Origin of the sequence: Brevibacillus brevis (assembly GCF_001039275.2) — a bacterium.
Classification (GTDB): domain Bacteria; phylum Bacillota; class Bacilli; order Brevibacillales; family Brevibacillaceae; genus Brevibacillus; species Brevibacillus brevis_C.
The window spans coordinates 3,538,932-3,557,564 of the sequence record NZ_CP030117.1; the positions used below are offsets into that span (position 1 = coordinate 3,538,932).

Below are 18,633 nucleotides of genomic sequence, written 5' to 3' on the forward strand. Positions count from 1 at the left end.
GTCAACATTTCGTTCAACGAAATATCAAGGGATGAAACCATTTTTAGACGGTTTGTGAATTTCCCCATTTCACATCTCGCTGTTGGTATACACGCTCTGTCAGTGACACCCACACAACTCGTCGATCTGATTGGTCTCGGAACCTGCGTACCAGGTTTTCCTGCTCCAACCGGTTAATGAGACCGGAAGTTGTGCTGTATGAAAGACCGACAGTCTTACTTATGTCCCCCATTGTTTTTGGCCCGTTTCCAAGCTGCTCCAGAATCAAGACCTGTTGCCATGTTACATCGCTTGTATCCAGCTCTTGCTCAGAAATCGTGGTAAACAAAACACTGGCTTCTTGCAGGAGTTTTGCCAACTGAATCAGTTCTTTCATGAGAACCTCCCTTGCCATCCTTACTTAACCACTTCAACCCATAACTAAACGTTTATTTCCCAAAAATAATTCTACTGAAATGTATATGTAGTGAAGTCTACCCAGGGGTAGATTTCTGACAGGGATTTATCTATCTGGAGATAGACGACAACGCATGCTAGAATGAAGTTAAGTGATTATCCGGCAGAGAAAGAAGGACTTCTCATTGTTGAAGATAATGATGAAAGCCATACAAAAACGATTATTAATCATGTGGTTTTCCATCTTAATTGTATTAGCTTTGCTTCCTGATTCCTTTAAAAGGGAAACTCCGTTGCAATTTTCCCTTACCATTGTACTATTTATTTGTTACCTTGTGGTATTTTGGACTTCCAAGAAAAAATGGAAGCCTTTCCAATTCGAATTCGTGACAGTCGTGCTCGGAATTGTCTCGTTACTAAAGTCCCTCATCTTGGGTGGAGAGGGCTTCGGGTTGATGCTCCCACTCGCTGTTTTTATCGGTTTTCACATTCATGGACGCCGTGCGTTGGCTTATGCTACTTTTTTTGGTACGTGCAGTACGCTTTTTTTATATTTTGAAGAAAACCTGAAATTCACGCACATCATCTCTTATATCCTTACGTATGTGGGTTGCTATATCGGCGCACGTGGCTATCGGATTCAGACAGAAGCATACGAAACCAACCAACAGCACCTAGAGCAGCTACAAAAAGCACATTCAGAGTTACAAGAGGCGCACTTACAACTTCAAGAAGCAGCACTTCATTCCCTTCAAGTAGCCGTTCTGGAGGAACGAACGAGAATTGCCCGTGATATTCACGATGCATTGGGCCATAGTTTGACTTCACTCATTGTCCAGCTACATGCCTTGAAATATATGTTGCAGGATGGACCTGACAACGCACAAGAAGCCGTCCGCAACATGCTCGGAGTTGCCAAGCAAAGTCTGGAGGATATTCGCACGTCTGTCCATACATTGGCCCTGGATAAAACCTCCTTGGGACTTACGCCTCTGCGGGCTCTCTTGTCGCAGGCTCAAAAGCATACGGGAATTAAAATGGAGCTCATATGCTCCGATCTGGACATTCCGCTCTCTCAAGAAATGACGATAACGTTTTATCGAATTTTGCAAGAAGCGATCACCAATTCCCTACGTCATTCTGACGCGAAAGAAATCCTCGTCATCATTGAACAAAAGAAGGACATCCTGTTGTTGTCCATTCGAGACGATGGAAGCATCACGAGCGACCAAAAAATCAAACCCGGCTTTGGCCTAACTGGCATATCTGAACGAATTCAATTATTGAACGGAACTCTCGCCTATCGCATTCGAGAGCCTCACGGATTCCAACTCGATTTCAGCTTTCCGATTCGCCAGTCTGAACCAGAAAGGAGCATGCGAACATGACCGGTAAACAAAAAGAAGGAGCCATTCGCGTGGTCCTAGTAGATGACCAAACGATGATTCGCCAAGGTTTGGGTTATGTCATTCAAATGCAAGCTGATATGGAAGTAATCGGGGAAGCCTCCGATGGTGTCGAAGCTGTTGAACTGATTGGCACCCTTGCACCTGATGTCGTTTTGATGGATGTTCAGATGCCCAACAAGTCTGGCATTGAGGCCACGCGAGAAATTATGCAACAGCACCCCCGTACGAAGGTCTTGATTCTTACAACCTTTGACAATCACAATTATGTGGTGGACGGGATTCGTGCTGGAGCCGTCGGCTATATGCTAAAGGATGCCGACTCTCAGGAAATGCTTGATCTAATTCGCAGAGCCCACCAGGGTGAAGCCCTCTTCCACACCGTGACCGCTGCAAAAGCGCTTGCCGAAGCACTGCAAGGTCAAAGTGAGACACCTGATTCGACTACCTCCGCTCAATCAGTCTTGCTAGATGAACTGACGGATCGAGAATTGGATGTGCTTCAACAGATCGCAGATGGCTATCGAAATGATCAGATTGCGCAAAACTTATTTATATCAGAAGGCACTGTAAAAACACATGTGCATCGGATTCTGCAAAAAATGGGTGTCGAGGATCGTACCCAGGCAGTGGCAAAAGCTCTACGACACAAAATCGTGAAATAAATCAGACTGTTTTAGGCAGGAGGATTAAGCGGAATCAAGTTTCCGTCCTCCTGCTTTATGCTGATGGAAAACCCTTGTACCAGCTGTGCGCTGGACATCGCTTCAAATACAGCAGCAGCAGCCTTCTTCGTATCGATTACGCGGCAAATCACCGCTAACGTCCTCTCGCTGTCTTCCCCGCCGTCGCTATGGCCATTCCCTGTCTTTCCCAAGCATTCGTCCAACAGCTGTTCGATCAAATAGCGCATCTCAATCTCTGACTCACACAATTGAGGAAAGTGAACGATCATCGGATGGAAATCGTTCGTTTTCATGACCTGGTATCCTTGTTCTTTCATCTCTTCTGTCCAGCTCTGTAAAACTTCGTCTGGCCTTCCCTCGATCTGCTCCGCTACAACAGCAAAATGCTCGCCAACTTCCCCTACATTTCCGTAATGAATAGTATAAAGGTGCTCCGTTTCCTCATACCAAACCTCCCAGTAGCTCCACCTCGTTTCGTTTTTTTTCAGCATCCGAATCACCGTTGTTCAACTCCGTTCAAATTGTAACCGTTTTGTAAATTATTCCACTGATCGACAGGTCTTGACAACAACTTGCAAAAAGATTGATTCGAAAGACTTGCAACTTTTTCACAAATAGGACTATTCGCTTATTCAAACGTAAAAAAAGACGGATATTGATCCGCCTACAGTCACAATCCTTTTTTGTTTTTTAGGAAATGGAAAGAGGTAAACGAATCTCAAAACGGGCTCCTTTCAGTTTCAGAGAGTTTTCCGCATAGAGTTCGCCGCCGTGGTCCGCGATGATGCGTTGTGTCGTAGACAAACCTAATCCCGTTCCCTCTTGTTTGGTCGTATAAAAAGGAACGAATAAATTTTGCAGGCAAGAATCTGATAGACCAGGTCCGTTGTCTTCCACAACAATGATTACTTGATTGAGAGATGAATACACTTTCACTTGAACGAGGTTGCCTTGGGTCAACAATGCTTCAAGCGCATTTTTCAAGATGTTCAAAATGGCTTGCTTGATTCGTGAACGATGACCAAACACATGCCACTCGCCTTGTGCAATGTCCATCTCTAGCTTGATTCCTCTTCGATTCGCTTCTGGCTCCAGTAAACGAATGACTCCATGTAACTCGTCCATCACTAAGAAACGTTCCGATACGATTTTATCATCCCTGTACCGGGCCAAAACAAGGACATCGTTCAATAGCCCATCAATGCGTTCAATTTCCGTTAAGATGACAGAAAAATAAGATTCACTACGATTTGCTTCCCCTTGCTCTCGCAACAACTGAATGAAGCCCTTGATGGCTGTTAGTGGATTCCGAATCTCATGCGCCATCCCAGCAGCCAGTTGCCCAACTGCTGCCAGCGCTTCACGCTTGTTTAATTCTTCTTCGTACTTTTTGCTTTCCGTAACATTCCGAAGAACGGCGATCGCTCCCCACATCTCTCCACCGTAATAAATGGGACTCGTACTCACTGTCGTCCATTTGCCTCTGTATTCCGCAACATAATGGCCGGACTGCCCGCGTTCAATTACCCACTGGACAAAACGCTCGCTTATATGCGGCCGAAGCGCATGATCAATGTTTTGACCAATGAGTTGATTCCGATCTACGCCATATAAGTGACAGACAGCGTAATTCGCTTCAATGACTCTTAACTGGCGGTCGATCATCAAGACGGCAATATCACTGGATTGCAAGACCAATTGAACAAGCTCCTGTTCAGCGAGCATTGAAACATCTTCTCCCTTGGCCGAACTTGTAGGAGAAGTTGGAGTTTTCTCAACCGGAAATTGATGCGAATTTTTGTTGAAGACATCGTCCATTTGATGCAAAATATAGTCCATCGATTGATAGAGACGAATCTGTCCTTGCAAAAGCTCTACTCGGTCTATTTCCGTCGTGGCAAGAGAATTTGCATTGTTATTCATTTCTTCAATAATAACGTCTCGACACTTACGCAAAAATTGCTGTAAAAACGTCAGATTCATTCCGACTAACGAAAATCTATACGCAATTTCGCTCAATTCTCGCTCGAATGTATACGTGTCGATTACTTTTACTACTTCAATCCATTTCGTGATTTGCTGAACAAACAAAGCCTCTGTATTTTCGCGGTCTTCTAGAAGCAAAGCAGAGTAATGATGATCTGAAAGAAAGGAAAACGTCTTGGCCACCGCCGCAGGGACCAAATGAGTAAGATACTTACTTATTCGATTTTTCAAAACACTCTGGCTCCTTTTCTCCGTGCTTCATTGAGGCTATTTTTCCAAGTATGTATAGGCTCTATTATGGACGTAAATGAGACAAGATGTAAAGCGGCATGATGGATATCCTGGTGCAGAGAATGACACCATCCAATCAGGTTCTCTACTTATCCTTACAGACAAACAATCTCGGCTAGCATCCTATTATCGCGCGTTATCTATTGACTTTTTCGGACATCTTCACCCCCTCGATCATGTTTGACTGAAAACGCTTACCCAACATTTTCTATCATATCACGATCGAGCATAAAAAGGAAAAGTATGTTTATTATTCAATCATCCAAAAAGCATTTGCCCCCCTAGAGACAAATGCTTTCGCTTTATGAATGGGATTTGACAGCGTAATTGCGCAAATCCGATTTTACCGGGCTATTTGGGTTGGTTCCTGTATGCGCGCGCTTGAATGCTTCACTTTCGGTCCAATTTTTAAATGATTCCTCATCTGTCCATTTCGTAAAAACGATGTATTCGTCACCTTCCGTTGGTGCCAGGAAAAGGAACTCCAAAAAACCCGGAACCTCCTTCATCCGTTCTCCCCCATTACCAAATGCGCGTTCCAAATGGGATTGGTAGTCTGCTGGTACAGTCAGTCTGTTCATGGAAACATACATGATGGTCACACATCCTTTTCATTGGGTTCATCTACCAACTCCCATTATACTACTACTTTGGTGAAAAACCTAAAAACCGCAAACGCTATTCGCGCCTGCGGTTAATTTGTTGCTCGAGCATGATATCCATCAAGAGTGTATCCTGCAACGGATCTTTCGGGTCTACCGTCAACAGGGCAGCAACAGCGGCCATCGCACATCGAACGGATTGGTAGGAATAAAAGGCATCCCGCTCCGATTCGCTGAACAAAGATATATCCGATCGCTCTTGGGTCGGGTATGGGAAATCAGTCTCGACACCAGCACGATCCAGTACAATGAGTGCCTGTTTAATCGCAATCAATGCGGCGCTGACACTAATGCCGTATTCTTGGCGTAAATCCTCCCATACCTGAAAAGCTGATTTTTCTACTCTTTCCTGATTGGGGCGCGTAATAATTCCTGTTTTACGTCCTTCTTTCAATAACCAATCCACAAAAATATCATTGCGTGGCGGAAAAGCGTATACTTGCAGCCTCATTTCCAATTCTGTCGGGTGATCCTTGGCAAAACGCGCGTGAGCCAACGACATTTCGTAACGCCTGGACGGATGCCCAGGAACTGTGACAAATACTGTATCTTGTCGAACAGCTGCAATTTGCAGCTTGGTTCGTGCGGGTATCCTGCCTTGAGGTGCCTTTTCCCTGCGAATATTCCCAGGAATCAATTCTACTCCGAATTGATGGTACTCCAGTGGTGAATCTATCCAAGGGATGGGCTCTCTCGACTGTATTTCGTATAGCCCGTTAAACGTCACCCATTCGCCCGGGCGGCGCTGGCTGCGAACCAAAACAGCATGAACTTCCTTTTCTGGTGGCAATTCCGTATCTTGATCCACCGGTGTGGGATGCATTCGCTTGTGTTCGATAAGAATGCAGTCGGTCATGAACAATCTCTCGAGTAATTCCCGTTTGCTCACCCATTCATATCCGATACGGTAAATCCGATTTTTCATCGGCTTCACCTCCTTTTGATCGCCAAAATTGCATCATCCTGGTTTGTTTCTATTACCCTACCATATGTAATCGCCGCTTTGTCCGTGCTAACGAGATCGTACAATCCGCTGTAGTGCTTGGGCTGCTTCTTCCGGTGATTCAGCATGGCTGATCGCACTGATAATCGCGACTCCATCGGCCCCGGCAGCAAGCACTTCAGAAGCATTTTCCAGTGTAATGCCACCAATTCCGACGATAGGCAAGTCATTACCGACTGCCTGACGGATCTCCTCTAGCCCGACTGGTCCGATAGGCTCGCCAGCATCTGCCTTAGAACGGGTAGCGAACATCGCTCCTACGCCAATACAATCAACGCCGCCGCTTTGGGCAGCGAGTGCCTCTTCGACCGTACCAGCCGAAACACCGATGTACATCTCGGAGCCAACTTTGGTTCGTACTTCCGACAACGCCATGTCATCTTGCCCGACATGGACGCCGTCTGCCTGCAAGCGAATCGCCAGATCCACATCATCATTCACAAAAAATAATGTATCATGTTCACGACATAGCTGTTGCAGCTGTCTGCCCAACTCATATTGTTCCCGAGCAGTCAGCTTGCTTCCTTTATCACGTAGCTGAAGCGTGCCCACTCCTCCACGCAATGCTGCTTCCACGATTTGCACGGTCTTTTCACTGGAATAGCCGCAATCCTGCGTACCAATGACAAAGTATACACTCATCTTTTCCCGAAGTCTTTGTATATCTCGCATGCTTTATTTCCCCTCCCAACGATCCAATGCCTCTCGATAAGCGCTGGCTGCTGACTTGGCATCAATTGCATCGGTGATCCCCGATAAGACAGCGATGCCCGCACACCCTGCTTCCAAAACTTGCGCTGTCCGATCCGGTGTGACTCCGCCGAGTCCGATGATCGGCACATGCCATTTTGCCGTCATTTGCGCGAGTTCGACTGTTCCTCTTGGCGCAAGACCTGGCTTCGAACCACTCGCAAAAATATGCCCGTAGAGCAAATAATCGACTTTTGCCGCAATAGCTTGCTGTGCTTCAACCACGGAATGGACGGAACGCCCTATTTTTTGACCAGTCTTCAGCACCATTCTCGCTTCTGAAGGAGACAGACTATGGTATGCCAGATGAGCACCGGCACACCCCGACGCAGCAGCCACGTCCACCCGATCATTCACGATCAAGGACGAAAGGGGGATGACATTCGCCAATGCCTTTACCCAATCCATGCATTCCTTTGCAGTACGCTGTTTTTCCCGAATATGTAAAAAGTTCATACCACCTGCATAAGCAGCTTCTGCCATTCGCAATACCTCATTAAGCGAATGCCGACCGCTCGTAATCACATGCAGCTCACGAATGCTTGACATCAGGTTGGACACCGCCTCCAGCGAGTGCTGTCACACATTCCTGCAGCCATTGGGTCGTTCGGTCTTCTTTGTCAGTCGGCGACTGAGCCAACAGCTCAATCACGAGCCGACGCAAGAAAAATGCTTGTTGCACGGTAAGTGGAAAGGTAATATTTTTCGGCTTCGTTTCCTGTTTCTCCAACGTTTCCACACCCGCCAACAAAATATCACCGATGGACTCCACAAGTTCGTGAACCTGTTCATTTTGCTTCAATTCGTCATAGCAGCCATCATATAGTCTGCACAAAAGTAAAAACGCCTGTGACGACAAGGTCACCGGCTGTACATTCTGCATCGGTTCCGTCATACGTTTCCCTCCACTCACTAGAAAAAAACAAAATCTATTATATCACATAATAACCTGTATCCATGTAGAAAACCGCTGATTGCTCAGCGGTCTTTTGCAGTTCCTTCATTTCGATCATTATGGTTCGATTGTCGCAAATTTGTGTTGCGATCATTTTCATCCAGCGTTTTGCCACGGTTTTTTCCGAGGTCTTTGCTGTTGTTGTTCTTTCCCAATTGCTTCACCTCCTACGTCGTTCATAGGATAGCGTAACCAATTCGGGACACTTTATTAGCTGGTTGCAAGTAGTCTATTGCGTTTGTAGATCGCATAACCGATGGCGAACGGTACACGCCACCCGAGCAAAAACGCCAACGTAATGAAGTAAGTCACACCTGCAAAAATAAGCGTAATCGGTACACCTGTCCACCAGGAGCGGATCAGTAAGCCAATGGGTGCAGCTACTGTCCAAGTAATCAGTGCCGATAATAATTGTCGGCCCGCAGATTCATACGTTCGCTGTCCATAGCTCTTGAATAGCAGAATCGCGATGATCCATCCTACCAGGAATGGGGCTAATGTTTCGATCATTCCCATGACCGTGACAGGGTAGTTATGAATGATTTTTCCGTAATAAACAAAAAGCACAAAGGCGATCAGATCCCCGAGCAGCAATAGATAGCCCGGTGTCGACAAACGCAGTCTCATGTATACCCTCTTTTCCGGGTCTTGTCAGAGTAAACCCTCTTGGTTCACCCCTATTGTACACATGCTCTGAACGCCCTTCAATCAATCCAGGCCTTTATTCACCAAACAGCAACAATTGCAGCTTTTGCTTGGCTTCTGGCCATTCACGGTCGAGTATGCTGAAGTATACCGAGTCGCGAATGTATCCATCTGGCATCACCATGTGATTGCGCAGGACACCTTCTCGGATGCCGCCGATTCGGGCAATGGCACGTTGCGAATTCACATTGCGCGAATCTGTCTTGAGCTGTACGCGAATACAACCTAATTGTTCGAAGCAGTGGCGCAAGAGAAGCCATTTACACTCTGTATTGACGCCCGTTTTCCAGACGGATGGTGTCAGCCATGTAAACCCGATTTCCAATCCGCGATCCTTTTTCGCGATCCCTAAAAATCTCGTGCTCCCGATAATCTGCTCATCTGCTCGGCGAATGATGACGAATGGCAATTCTGTTTGGGCTTGTTCATTTTTCAAAGCCTGCAAGATAAAAGCCTGAGCATCTTCTCTTGTTCGAATGGTAACGGACATATGCGGCCAAATCTCTTCGTATGCGCCCGCTTCCCAGATTCCATCCACATGGGTCATTGTGAGCGGCTCCAACCGGACCAGCTTGCCTTCCAAGATAACAGGTTGAATGTTTAACATGTCTGTCTCTCCTCTACTGTTCTGCCTTATCTATCAGGCAGAACAGCTCCCCGAAATTTTTCCAATGATACGGGCTCGCGAGGACACTGTCAAGACAAATCATCGGGTGTTACGCTTCTTCACTGATTATGACTTGCTTCCCTCTGCGCTTTAAGAAGATAGGGATTAGCAACCAGAGAAGCGCACAAACCAGAAAAGCAGCGGAAAGAGGCTTTGTAAAGAAAATCGAGAAGTCGCCATTCGAGGTCGTCAACGCCCTTCTCATGTTATTTTCAATCATTGGTCCCAACACAAGGCCGAGGACGAGCGGTGCCAGCGGAAAATCGTTTTTCGTCAGGTAATAGCCAGCTACGCCACAAATCACGAGCAAAATCAAGTCAAACGTACTGATTTGCACAGCGTACACACCGAAAACGGAAATCGCGATAATGAGGGGAATCAGGAAATGGGACGGTGTTTCAATTATTTTTGCAAACACTTTCACTAAGGGCATATTCAAAACCAGCAGCATCACATTCCCGATAAACATACTCGCAATTAAACCCCAAGCAATTTGCGGATGATCAGCGAATAAGAGTGGTCCCGGTTGTACGTTATACATCAACAATGCACCCATTAAAATCGCAGTCGTACCAGACCCCGGAATCCCCAACGTCAACAGTGGAATCATCGCACCGCCAGAAGCAGCATTGTTTGCAGACTCCGGCGCTGCTACACCTGCGATCGCTCCTTTTCCAAAGCGACTAGGATCTTTGCTCAGCTTTTTCTCAAAAATATACGAGAAGAAGGATGCGAGAGTAGCGCCAGCACCAGGCAAAACACCAATGAAAAACCCGAGCAACGAACCGCGTGTAATCGGTCCGGCACTTTCTTTCAAGTCTTGCTTGGTAGGGAGTACTCGCCCCACTTTAATAATTTCTTTGGTCGATTGGTCGTCTTCCAGGATTGTCTTGAATACTTCTCCAAGGGCAAACAAACCAACTGCTATCGTGAGGAACTCCAAGCCTTGATACAAATCGGGAATATCGTAGGTAAACCGCGCCACACCCGAAACGGTATCCATCCCAATTGTCGCAAGCAAGAGTCCCATGACTGTCATAATGAGGGCTTTGGTCATCGACTTCCCCCCCAGTCCACTGACCGCACACAAACCGAGAAGCATGAGGGAGAAATATTCAGCAGGGCCGAATTTCAAAGCGAGATCGGATAATGGATCAGCCAAAAACACAAGAGCAATCAACGCCACGAGCCCCGCGACAAAAGAACCTATCGCTGCAATCGACAACGCTGCGCCAGCACGTCCCTGTTTGGCCATCTGATAGCCGTCCAATGTGGTAACGACAGAAGAGGATTCACCCGGCGTATTTAACAAAATGGATGTTGTGGAACCACCGTACATTGCGCCATAGTAAACGCCAGCCAGCAAAATCAGTGCGCTAGCCGCCGCACTTTCAGGAGGTAAGCCAGAAGTCAAGGAAGCCGTAACGGGCATCAATAAAGCGACTCCGCTCATTGGACCGATGCCGGGAAGGACCCCTACCGCAGTACCGATCAGAACGCCAATAAAGGCAAAGACAAGATTATGCCACTGTAAGGCAACGAGAAACCCATCCGCCAAAAATTGCAATGCACTCATGCTAACCTATCCCCTCCCTAGACGCCTAGCCAGGCAGGTAGTCCTGGAAGCGTACCTTTTAGCAAATGCACATAGATGACATACACGCCTACTGAAAACAGTAAGGAAACGATTCCCGATTTAAGAACGCTTTTACTTCCCATCATGGTGAAGGCGTACAAAAGGAAAGCGAAGCTCGCGATGACATAACCGAGTTTCTCCAGTAACAATACATACAAGACTGTCGCTGCCAAAATGAATAAAAATCGCTTGTATCGCAATGGAGTCTGTGACTCGGATGAGGACGTAGCCACGCCTTTCTTGTAGGTCTCCCACAACAGTCGCAAGCTCAACAAGATCAGGATGACGCCAAGTCCAAATGGAAACATATTCGGTCCGACCTGACTTCCATATGCACTAGACGAAATATTTTGACTTTCAGCGATAAAGAGTGCACCTACTAGCGCAAAAAACAGGCTGCCGATACGATCAAACATCAGGTTCATGTATACCTCCTAAGGTGTGGAAAAAGGAGGGGATGCCCCTCCTCTCCCTACTTCGACATACCAAGTGATGTCAACAGTTCTTTGACCTGCTTATCTTGTTCTTCCAGGAATGCGGAGAAAGCAGCAGCGTCCTTGTACTCGCTTTCCCAACCGTTTGCTGCCAATTCTTTTGTCCATGTCTCATGCGTAGAAAGTTCTTTCAGCTTTGCATCCCAGTAAGCTTTTGCGTCTGCTGGCATATCAGCTGGACCGAAGACACCGCGCCAAATGGTGAACGTCGCGTCAACGCCTTGTTCTTTTAACGTCGGAATATCTTTCAAATCGCCGCCGAGACGTTCATCAGAGGTTACGCCCAGTACGCGAATTTTACCTGCTTTCAGATATTCACCCACGCTGGAAGCATCCGTTGCGATGATATCTGCATTACCACCCAACAACGCTGCCATTGCTTCTCCGCCACCATCATAAGAAACGTATTTTACGTTTTTCGGATCAATTCCGTATTTAGCTGCTGGCATTACGCCGATCAGATGGTCCATTGATCCGGGAGCAGAACCTCCTGCCAGTGTAATTTTGCTTGGATCAGCCTTGATTGCGTCCAGCACGCTCTTGATGTCCTTGTGAGGTGAATCCGCTTTCACAACGAGGGTGCCGAAATCTTTCGTCATCTGCGCCAATGGTGTGACATCTTTGTAGCCAAATGGGCTGTTCCCCTCTTTTTTGTTATTGTTAATCAAGATAGGAGGAGAGCTCACGAATAATTTATAAGGATTGCCTTTGTCTTTGCTTACATACTCTGCCAAGAACACGGTTCCCCCACCACCCGGCTTGTTTTCGACCGTGATGGTTTCTGTCACCAGCTTGCTTTCCGCCAGCACCTTTGCTACCGAGCGGGCTGTCTTATCCCAGCCTCCACCTGCACCGGATGGAGCTACATACACGATCGGCTTTTCTGGGTATTTGGATGCCTCTGCTGCAGGCTGTGGCGCTTGCGCTGGTTGCGTTCCTGGACTTGCTGTTCCTGTATTTCCAGTACCTCCACCACAAGCAGCCAATGCTAGTGTAAGAAAAGTGGACACTGTGATTAGCACTTTTTTTCTTTTCATCAAACAAATAACCCCCTTAACCCGCTTTTTTGTAAGCGCTATCACGCTTGAACATAATGTACCACCGCAGAAGCTGGGGGAATAGTTTTCGTGCATAAGGTCTATTTTGAAAATTAATCACTTTTTGTTCATATTGTTCATGGAACATTATGGGAGATAGCGGTATTTTCTTTCCGGTCTGCCCACTGTTCCATAAATCAAGTCAGCACGCGCCTTTTTTTCCAGGACCAAGTATTCTAAATAGCGTCGCGCCGTTGTTCGACTAGTTCCAATCTCGCGGCCAATTTCCTCTGCCGAGACCCCCTTGTCTCCCGTCTGTCTGATCGCCTCGATCACTTTTTCCAAAGTTAAAAGATCAATTCCTTTTGGTGCAAGTACATCTCGATTTTTGGGGGCGACCAGCCTTCTGGTCAGCATTTGGTCAATCACTTCCTGGTCCACCTCAACGGCTTCCCTCGTTCGAATGACATGCTTGCGATAGCTTTCCAACCGTTCACGAAAACGCTCGAAAACCAGCGGCTTGACGATGTAATCAAATACCCCGCCGCGTAGCGCTTCCTGTACCATTTCCATTTCCTTGGCTGCGGTGATCATGATCACGTCTACTTCGCGGTAATGTTGCCGAATAAACCAGACCAGCTCTGTTCCCAGCATGTCTGGCAAGTACACGTCCAACAAAACGAGCTGAGGGCGCGTATAAGACAGCAATTCTTTGGCATCCGTTCCATTCGTTGCTGTAGCAATTACTTCAAAGCCTTCAATCTTGCTGACAAATCGCTTGTTAATATCGATGATCCGCATATCGTCCTCTACGATGAGAACCTCCAGCTTTCTCAAGACGCCACCTCCATTCTTTTGCGTAGGGATACTGTGAAAAGCGCACCTCCTAGCTCGCTTTTCCCAACGAGAATATAGCCGTCCAATTCGTTAATAATTCCATGAGCCTTAGCCAGACCAATTCCACGATCTTCACCTTTTTTCGTTGAAAAGCCGTGCTCGAATATTTTTTCTCGCAGCTCTTCCACAACTCCCGGTCCCGAGTCCTCGATTTCGAACATAATCTCATCGCCTGTGTCAGACAAATAACACTCCACTCGCTTGTGCTCGACGCTTGGTTCATTGACAGCTTCGAACGCATTTTGGATCAATGTCCCTAATAAAACCACGATCTGCTGTCGGTTGATCGTTGGTGGGAGCTCTTTCAAGTGACTGTCGTGATGGATGACGAACTGAATTTTCAGCTCCTTGGCTCGATTGTGCATGCCTAACAGCAAAGCCCCTATTAACGGATCGGGAATTTGCTTCGCCAAAAACAAAATCATCTCTTGCTGTGCGGACGTTTCACTCGTAATCAGCTCAACCGCTTCCTGAATCGAGCCAAGCTGTAACAAACCAGAAATGGTATACAACAAATTGTGAAATTCATGTGTTTGGGCGCGTAGTACATCCGCATAACGCCTCGCTTGGGACAATTCCGAAGCGAGCTGGTCAATTTCCGATTTGGGACGAAAGCTGCTGACTACGCCTACGACCTTCCCTCCGAACTTGATCGGAAGTCGGTTCACAATAATTTCTTTTCCGCTCATGATCGACTCGCGATCTAATTGATGCTCGCCTGATTCCAGAACTTCTGGCATACGACTGTCTGGTAGCACTTCCACTATTTCTTTGCGATGAAACTCTTCTTCTGGTAAGTTCAGAATACGAATGGCTGCCTTGTTCATCATCGTGATACGATTATTGCGGTCAATCGCCACGATTCCCTCACGGACTGACTCCAGTACAGCATTTCTTTCTACGTATAAGGATGCGATCTCCTCCGGCTCCAATCCCAAAATTAAGCGCTTTAAATAGCGACTGAGTGCAATGGCACCAGCAACACCACACAACAAGGCGAGAAGAGTCAGGATCAGTATGCGGTCTTGATAGAGGTCAATGGCCTCCTCGATATCTTCCACCAGGAATCCAACGGATACGATTCCCATGATGTCCCCTTTTTCATTTTTGATCGGCACCTTTCCACGCAAGGATGGTCCCATACTGCCGACCGCCTTCGATATGTAAGATTGACCATGCGCGAGTCCTGGCTCGTTATCTCCTCCCACCATTTCCTTTCCAATCCGATCCGGAATCGGATGCGCATACCGAATTCCCTCATGGTTTCCCACAACCACAAACTCTGCTCCGGTTTGAACACGGACGTTTTCGGCGATGGGTTGAATGAGCGCAGGAGGGTAATCGCTTGAAAAAGCGCTACGCAGCTCAGGATCGCTGGCAACAATCTTCGCCACACTCAATGCTTTTTTGCCCACTTGCTCTTCGATCGAAGACGCAACAATGGAAGAAAACACGGCTCCAACTGACGAAACAATCAGAATAATAATAATAGTAATCAATAAGATCATTCTGGTTTGCAAAGATAATCGGATTTTTCTTGTCGTCACAGCTCGCTCACCCCTTGCTTCATCTTACCATCCCAATTAGGTAAAAAGGTAGAATCATTCCCATTGTCAATGGCGAAGCTTGTCGTTTCAGGTTGTCTTTTTGCGACGAAAAATCAGGTATTAGGCCTTCTTTCCCCCAATATAATGTTACAACTTGTATTCAAGACAAACTGGGGCGCTTGTCCGAATACGAGACATCTTGAAAAGCAAAGGAGGGAAAGTAGTGAAGACACAAACGGTATCAAATGGAATTGTTACCCTGACGAAGGAAGGCGAAGAGGCAATCAAGAACAGTCCGCTTTATAACGAAGGTCTTCGGCCGACGCGAACAGCAGAACACACCTGGACTTCCTACAACTTCGCCAGCTTGTGGATCGGTATGTCGATCTGTTTGCCGACGTATGCTATGGCGGCAGGGTTAATTTCCTTGGGTATGAACTGGTGGCAGGCCATTTTGACGATCATTCTCGGTAATTGTATTGTCCTTATTCCCATTCTTCTCAACTCTCATGCCGGGACGAAATTTGGCATTCCGTATCCAGTTTTTGCGCGCCTCTGGTTCGGCTCCAAAGGAGCGCACATCCCCGCTGTCGCACGCGGTTTGATTGGTGCGGGCTGGTTTGGCATCAACTGTTGGTTCGGAGGTGCTGCCATTGATACACTCCTCATGTCGATGACAGGCTGGGCGAATGTTCCTGGACATCTCTGGATATCCTTCTTTGGCTTTTGGCTGTTAAACGTATGGGTCGCTTATCGCGGTCCCGAAGCCATCAAAAAAATGGAGGCTTGGGCTGCTCCCGTCCTGATCATCATGAGTTTGGCGCTCCTCGTCTGGGCGCTTACCAAAGCAGGCGGATGGGGACCGATGCTCTCGGCACCTTCGAAATTCACGTCCACTGCCGATTTCCTGAAGGTTTTCTTCCCCGCATTGACGGGAGCCATTGCTTTTTGGGCCACAATGGCTCTCAACATTCCGGATTTCTGTCGGTATGCCAAAAGTCAAAAAGCCCAAGTCATTGGACAATCCTCTTCGCTACCGACCACGATGGGTTTCTTCTCGTTCATCGGGGTAGCTGTCGCTTCTGCTACCGTCGTCATTTACGGAGAAGCGTTGTGGGACCCTGCTGCCGTGTTGGCTAAATTTTCGCCTTTCGCCATTTTCCTCGGAACAATTGGAATTATTCTTGCCACATTGACAACCAACGTAGCGGCCAATATCGTTGCCCCGGCCCGGGCAGTGGAGAATCTGGCCCCTCGCCGTCTCTCGTATGAAACAGGCGCCATCATCGCCGGAGTCGTGTCGCTCTTGATGCAGCCTTGGTACATTTTGGAGAACTTCGGCAACTACATCTTTTTATGGCTCGGAACGTACGGAGCCTTATTAGGCCCGATCGACGGAATAGCCATTGCCGACTATTGGCTCGTGCGCAAACGGCGCATCCATTTAACCGAGTTGTACAAAACAAACGGGATCTACAACTACAAAACGGGCTTTAATGGCAGAGCCATTTGGGCGATGCTAATCGGGATTGCGATTCCTTTTATAAGTAAATACATTCCGGGCTTAACCATTATTTGGGACAATGCTTGGACTGTCGGACTACTAATTTCACTCGTGCTTTACACGTGGATGATGAAAAGCGATGCTTCGATCTTGAGTGCCAACGATTACGAAAAGATCACAGCAAACAACAAACAAACGATTGCTTCCTGATAGCAAGCTACCAAAAAAGACTGGCTGCCCGATTGGGTTTGCCAGTCTTTCTTTTCCTCACTTACGCTACCATTTGAATTGACTGATGGACTTCTGCAACTCTTGCGAAAGCTCATTCAGATTCGCGCTGGAACGGGCGATTTCTTGCATGCTGGCAAGCTGTTCTCCTGCCCCTGCCGATACGCCTTGGGTATGTACGGCTGCTTCCTGTGCAAGGCGATTCATTTCATCCATAGCAGATACGACTTGCTGTATGCTTGCCGACATTTGCTCGGTAGCTGCGGATACGTCCTGAATTTGACCCGCTACCTCCTGAGAAGACGCTACGATACGTTGGAAGGTGACACCTGCTTCTTGAACGACTTTTGCACCTTTTTTAGCCTCTTGGGTTCCATTCATCATGACATGCACGACCTGCGTGGTTTCTTGCTGGATTTCCCCAATCAGTCTCGCAATCTCGCGCGCAGATTCCTCTGACTGTTCTGCGAGTTTACGAACCTCATCGGCTACGACAGCAAATCCCCTGCCGTGTTCTCCTGCACGCGCCGCTTCAATTGCCGCGTTGAGCGCCAGTAGATTCGTTTGGGAAGCAATCCCAGTAATCACGTCAACAATTTGGCCAATGGCTTCTGACCGTACGCCGAGCAGTTGCACGAGATCCGCTGCGTGATTCACCGAGTTGGAGATCGTATTCATCTGATCAACGGCTTGCTGAATATGAATATTTCCTTGCTCCGCATCCTCTGCTGCCTGTGCCGATGATTCAGAAACGGAACCAGATGTATCGGCAATCCGCTGAATGGCAATCGACATTTCTTCCATGACACGAACACTGTCTTGCGTACGGTGCGTTTGTACTTCGGAGGCAGAGGCGATTTGCTGCACACTACTGATCGATTGTTCTGTTGCATAGGCGGACTGCTCCGCGCTCGCCGACAATTCCTCTGAGGAAGCAGCGACTTGCTCACCCGCTACTTTTACTTGTTCAATCAATGAACGAAAATTCGTTACCAATTCATTGAAAGCAGTACCAAGTGTACCTACCTCATCACGAGTCACGTAGGTAACAGGGGTAACTGCCATGTTTCCGTTCGCTAATTGCTGCATACGGCTCGAAACGATGCGCAGTGGGTCCGCGATCATCCGGGAGATAATGAACCCCAGTACACTACCTAATACAATCGACAGTATGCCAACCACAATCAGGAATGTAATTGCTTCCTGTGTTTCGGCTTGGTTTTCCTTCTGCATGGCGACTGCCTGCTCTGATTTGTAATTCGCCCATTCGAGCTGTTCCTGATTAATCCAATTCAGCGTCTTATCCGTGGCACGATAAAACGAATAGGCTTGATCTGCTTTCCCTTCGTGGATCATTTTAATGACCTCGCCCTGGTCTTTGCGATACTGCTCGATGAGCTCCTTTAGCATCGTCACTCTTTCTTGTTCTTGTGCATCCAACTTAGCGTTCTGGAGATATTGGAACGTTTGATTTGCTGTTTCCATTCGCAAGTCAAGCTCCGTTTTATATTCGGCAAAGACCGCAGGAGATGGATCGAGAATCATTTTATAGACTAATCCATCAATCGCGCGGATTTCTTGTCTCCAGTCGTTAATCCACTTAACGGGAAGAAGCTGCTCTTCGTACATGGCCTGAATGCGTTCACCTTGGACTTGCACATGATAATATCCGGTGAATCCGACAGCACACAAAAAGACGGCCATCATCACAATCAAGCTAAACAGTTTGGCTCGGGTGCTGAGGTTACGTAATAGACTCATCGTTGCGGCAATCCTTCCTGTG

Annotated in this window: 20 protein-coding genes; 3 read left to right on the forward strand and 17 right to left on the reverse strand. The window is 47.3% G+C overall.

From position 1 onward, the window contains the following. Positions 1–43 precede the first annotated feature (43 nt). A complete protein-coding gene (locus AB432_RS16830) occupies positions 44–376 on the reverse strand; it encodes a MarR family winged helix-turn-helix transcriptional regulator (protein ID WP_007727206.1) in 333 nt (110 codons plus the stop codon). Between the two features lie 217 nt (positions 377–593). On the opposite strand from AB432_RS16830, the gene AB432_RS16835 reads away from it, so the two are divergent. Together AB432_RS16835 and AB432_RS16840 are read left to right on the forward strand one after the other, a co-directional pair. Next, positions 594–1,784 carry a sensor histidine kinase gene (locus AB432_RS16835; RefSeq protein WP_217366381.1) on the forward strand — a complete coding sequence of 397 codons (1,191 nt, stop codon included), beginning with the start codon at positions 594–596 and terminating at the stop codon, positions 1,782–1,784. After that, positions 1,781–2,467, forward strand: coding sequence for a response regulator (locus AB432_RS16840; protein ID WP_048033263.1), 687 nt, complete (start codon positions 1,781–1,783; stop codon positions 2,465–2,467). Before AB432_RS16835 ends, AB432_RS16840 begins: the two co-directional genes overlap by 4 nt. 11 nt (positions 2,468–2,478) lie before the next feature. Here AB432_RS16840 and AB432_RS16845 read toward each other — a convergent pair whose 3' ends face one another. The 15 genes from AB432_RS16845 to AB432_RS16910 all read right to left on the reverse strand — a co-directional run bounded on the left by AB432_RS16845 (position 2,479) and on the right by AB432_RS16910 (position 15,118). Then, the gene (locus AB432_RS16845) at positions 2,479–2,988 is read right to left on the reverse strand and encodes a hypothetical protein (RefSeq protein ID WP_048033264.1); all 510 of its coding nucleotides are present in this window, start codon (positions 2,986–2,988) and stop codon (positions 2,479–2,481) included. 190 nt (positions 2,989–3,178) lie between these two features. Beyond that, positions 3,179–4,705 carry a two-component system sensor histidine kinase NtrB gene (locus AB432_RS16850; protein ID WP_048033265.1) on the reverse strand — a complete coding sequence of 509 codons (1,527 nt, stop codon included), beginning with the start codon at positions 4,703–4,705 and terminating at the stop codon, positions 3,179–3,181. 362 nt (positions 4,706–5,067) lie between these two features. Beyond that, positions 5,068–5,346: an antibiotic biosynthesis monooxygenase family protein gene (locus tag AB432_RS16855; RefSeq protein ID WP_235617487.1), complete on the reverse strand. Its 279-nt coding sequence runs from the start codon at positions 5,344–5,346 to the stop codon at positions 5,068–5,070. Positions 5,347–5,443: 97 nt separating this feature from the next. Then, positions 5,444–6,352 carry a hypothetical protein gene (locus tag AB432_RS16860; RefSeq protein WP_048033266.1) on the reverse strand — a complete coding sequence of 303 codons (909 nt, stop codon included), beginning with the start codon at positions 6,350–6,352 and terminating at the stop codon, positions 5,444–5,446. 87 nt (positions 6,353–6,439) lie between these two features. Beyond that, on the reverse strand, positions 6,440–7,102 hold the full coding sequence (gene thiE, locus AB432_RS16865) for a thiamine phosphate synthase (RefSeq protein WP_048033267.1): 663 nt from the start codon (positions 7,100–7,102) through the stop codon (positions 6,440–6,442). A gap of 3 nt (positions 7,103–7,105) precedes the next feature. Continuing rightward, a complete protein-coding gene (locus tag AB432_RS16870; RefSeq protein ID WP_048033268.1) occupies positions 7,106–7,729 on the reverse strand; it encodes a thiamine phosphate synthase in 624 nt (207 codons plus the stop codon). Further along, the gene (locus AB432_RS16875) at positions 7,713–8,075 is read right to left on the reverse strand and encodes a hypothetical protein (RefSeq protein ID WP_048033269.1); all 363 of its coding nucleotides are present in this window, start codon (positions 8,073–8,075) and stop codon (positions 7,713–7,715) included. Before AB432_RS16875 ends, AB432_RS16870 begins: the two co-directional genes overlap by 17 nt. A gap of 83 nt (positions 8,076–8,158) precedes the next feature. After that, complete coding sequence (locus AB432_RS31315; protein ID WP_255413062.1) at positions 8,159–8,290, reverse strand: hypothetical protein; 132 nt, start codon at positions 8,288–8,290, stop codon at positions 8,159–8,161. Positions 8,291–8,345: 55 nt separating this feature from the next. Next, positions 8,346–8,762, reverse strand: a complete 417-nt coding sequence (locus tag AB432_RS16880; protein ID WP_048033270.1) for a DUF3054 domain-containing protein — start codon at positions 8,760–8,762, stop codon at positions 8,346–8,348. A 94-nt stretch (positions 8,763–8,856) separates the two neighbouring features. Next, complete coding sequence (locus AB432_RS16885) at positions 8,857–9,447, reverse strand: GNAT family N-acetyltransferase (RefSeq protein ID WP_048033271.1); 591 nt, start codon at positions 9,445–9,447, stop codon at positions 8,857–8,859. Between the two features lie 109 nt (positions 9,448–9,556). After that, positions 9,557–11,083, reverse strand: a complete 1,527-nt coding sequence (locus AB432_RS16890; RefSeq protein ID WP_048033272.1) for a tripartite tricarboxylate transporter permease — start codon at positions 11,081–11,083, stop codon at positions 9,557–9,559. Positions 11,084–11,100: 17 nt separating this feature from the next. Continuing rightward, the gene (locus tag AB432_RS16895) at positions 11,101–11,568 is read right to left on the reverse strand and encodes a tripartite tricarboxylate transporter TctB family protein (protein WP_048033273.1); all 468 of its coding nucleotides are present in this window, start codon (positions 11,566–11,568) and stop codon (positions 11,101–11,103) included. A 47-nt stretch (positions 11,569–11,615) separates the two neighbouring features. Next, positions 11,616–12,674, reverse strand: a complete 1,059-nt coding sequence (locus AB432_RS16900) for a tripartite tricarboxylate transporter substrate binding protein (protein ID WP_048033274.1) — start codon at positions 12,672–12,674, stop codon at positions 11,616–11,618. Positions 12,675–12,821: 147 nt separating this feature from the next. After that, entirely contained in the window at positions 12,822–13,475 is a 654-nt protein-coding gene (locus AB432_RS16905) for a response regulator (RefSeq protein ID WP_235617745.1), read from the reverse strand. Between the two features lie 32 nt (positions 13,476–13,507). Beyond that, the gene (locus AB432_RS16910; RefSeq protein WP_048033276.1) at positions 13,508–15,118 is read right to left on the reverse strand and encodes an ATP-binding protein; all 1,611 of its coding nucleotides are present in this window, start codon (positions 15,116–15,118) and stop codon (positions 13,508–13,510) included. Positions 15,119–15,341: 223 nt separating this feature from the next. Between AB432_RS16910 and AB432_RS16915 the strand changes: the two genes are divergently transcribed. Further along, entirely contained in the window at positions 15,342–16,832 is a 1,491-nt protein-coding gene (locus tag AB432_RS16915) for an NCS1 family nucleobase:cation symporter-1 (RefSeq protein ID WP_048033277.1), read from the forward strand. A 66-nt stretch (positions 16,833–16,898) separates the two neighbouring features. On the opposite strand, the gene AB432_RS16920 is transcribed toward AB432_RS16915, so the two are convergent. Next, the gene (locus tag AB432_RS16920; protein WP_048033278.1) at positions 16,899–18,611 is read right to left on the reverse strand and encodes a methyl-accepting chemotaxis protein; all 1,713 of its coding nucleotides are present in this window, start codon (positions 18,609–18,611) and stop codon (positions 16,899–16,901) included. Positions 18,612–18,633 lie beyond the last annotated feature (22 nt).

Excerpts from the sequence above, each read along its gene's own strand:
- AB432_RS16890 (WP_048033272.1), bottom strand. The coding sequence starts at position 11,083 with ATGAGTGCATTGCAATTTTTGGCGGATGGGTTTCTCGTTGCCTTACAG.
- AB432_RS16895 (WP_048033273.1), bottom strand. The coding sequence starts at position 11,568 with ATGAACCTGATGTTTGATCGTATCGGCAGCCTGTTTTTTGCGCTAGTA.
- AB432_RS16880 (WP_048033270.1), bottom strand. The coding sequence starts at position 8,762 with ATGAGACTGCGTTTGTCGACACCGGGCTATCTATTGCTGCTCGGGGAT.
- AB432_RS16905 (WP_235617745.1), bottom strand. The coding sequence starts at position 13,475 with ATGCGGATCATCGATATTAACAAGCGATTTGTCAGCAAGATTGAAGGC.
- AB432_RS16860 (WP_048033266.1), bottom strand. The coding sequence starts at position 6,352 with ATGAAAAATCGGATTTACCGTATCGGATATGAATGGGTGAGCAAACGG.
- AB432_RS16840 (WP_048033263.1), top strand. The coding sequence starts at position 1,781 with ATGACCGGTAAACAAAAAGAAGGAGCCATTCGCGTGGTCCTAGTAGAT.
- AB432_RS16875 (WP_048033269.1), bottom strand. The coding sequence starts at position 8,075 with ATGACGGAACCGATGCAGAATGTACAGCCGGTGACCTTGTCGTCACAG.
- AB432_RS16830 (WP_007727206.1), bottom strand. The coding sequence starts at position 376 with ATGAAAGAACTGATTCAGTTGGCAAAACTCCTGCAAGAAGCCAGTGTT.
- AB432_RS16855 (WP_235617487.1), bottom strand. The coding sequence starts at position 5,346 with ATGAACAGACTGACTGTACCAGCAGACTACCAATCCCATTTGGAACGC.
- AB432_RS16870 (WP_048033268.1), bottom strand. The coding sequence starts at position 7,729 with ATGTCAAGCATTCGTGAGCTGCATGTGATTACGAGCGGTCGGCATTCG.
- AB432_RS16835 (WP_217366381.1), top strand. The coding sequence starts at position 594 with ATGATGAAAGCCATACAAAAACGATTATTAATCATGTGGTTTTCCATC.
- AB432_RS16900 (WP_048033274.1), bottom strand. The coding sequence starts at position 12,674 with ATGAAAAGAAAAAAAGTGCTAATCACAGTGTCCACTTTTCTTACACTA.
- thiE (WP_048033267.1), bottom strand. The coding sequence starts at position 7,102 with ATGCGAGATATACAAAGACTTCGGGAAAAGATGAGTGTATACTTTGTC.
- AB432_RS16920 (WP_048033278.1), bottom strand. The coding sequence starts at position 18,611 with ATGAGTCTATTACGTAACCTCAGCACCCGAGCCAAACTGTTTAGCTTG.
- AB432_RS16885 (WP_048033271.1), bottom strand. The coding sequence starts at position 9,447 with ATGTTAAACATTCAACCTGTTATCTTGGAAGGCAAGCTGGTCCGGTTG.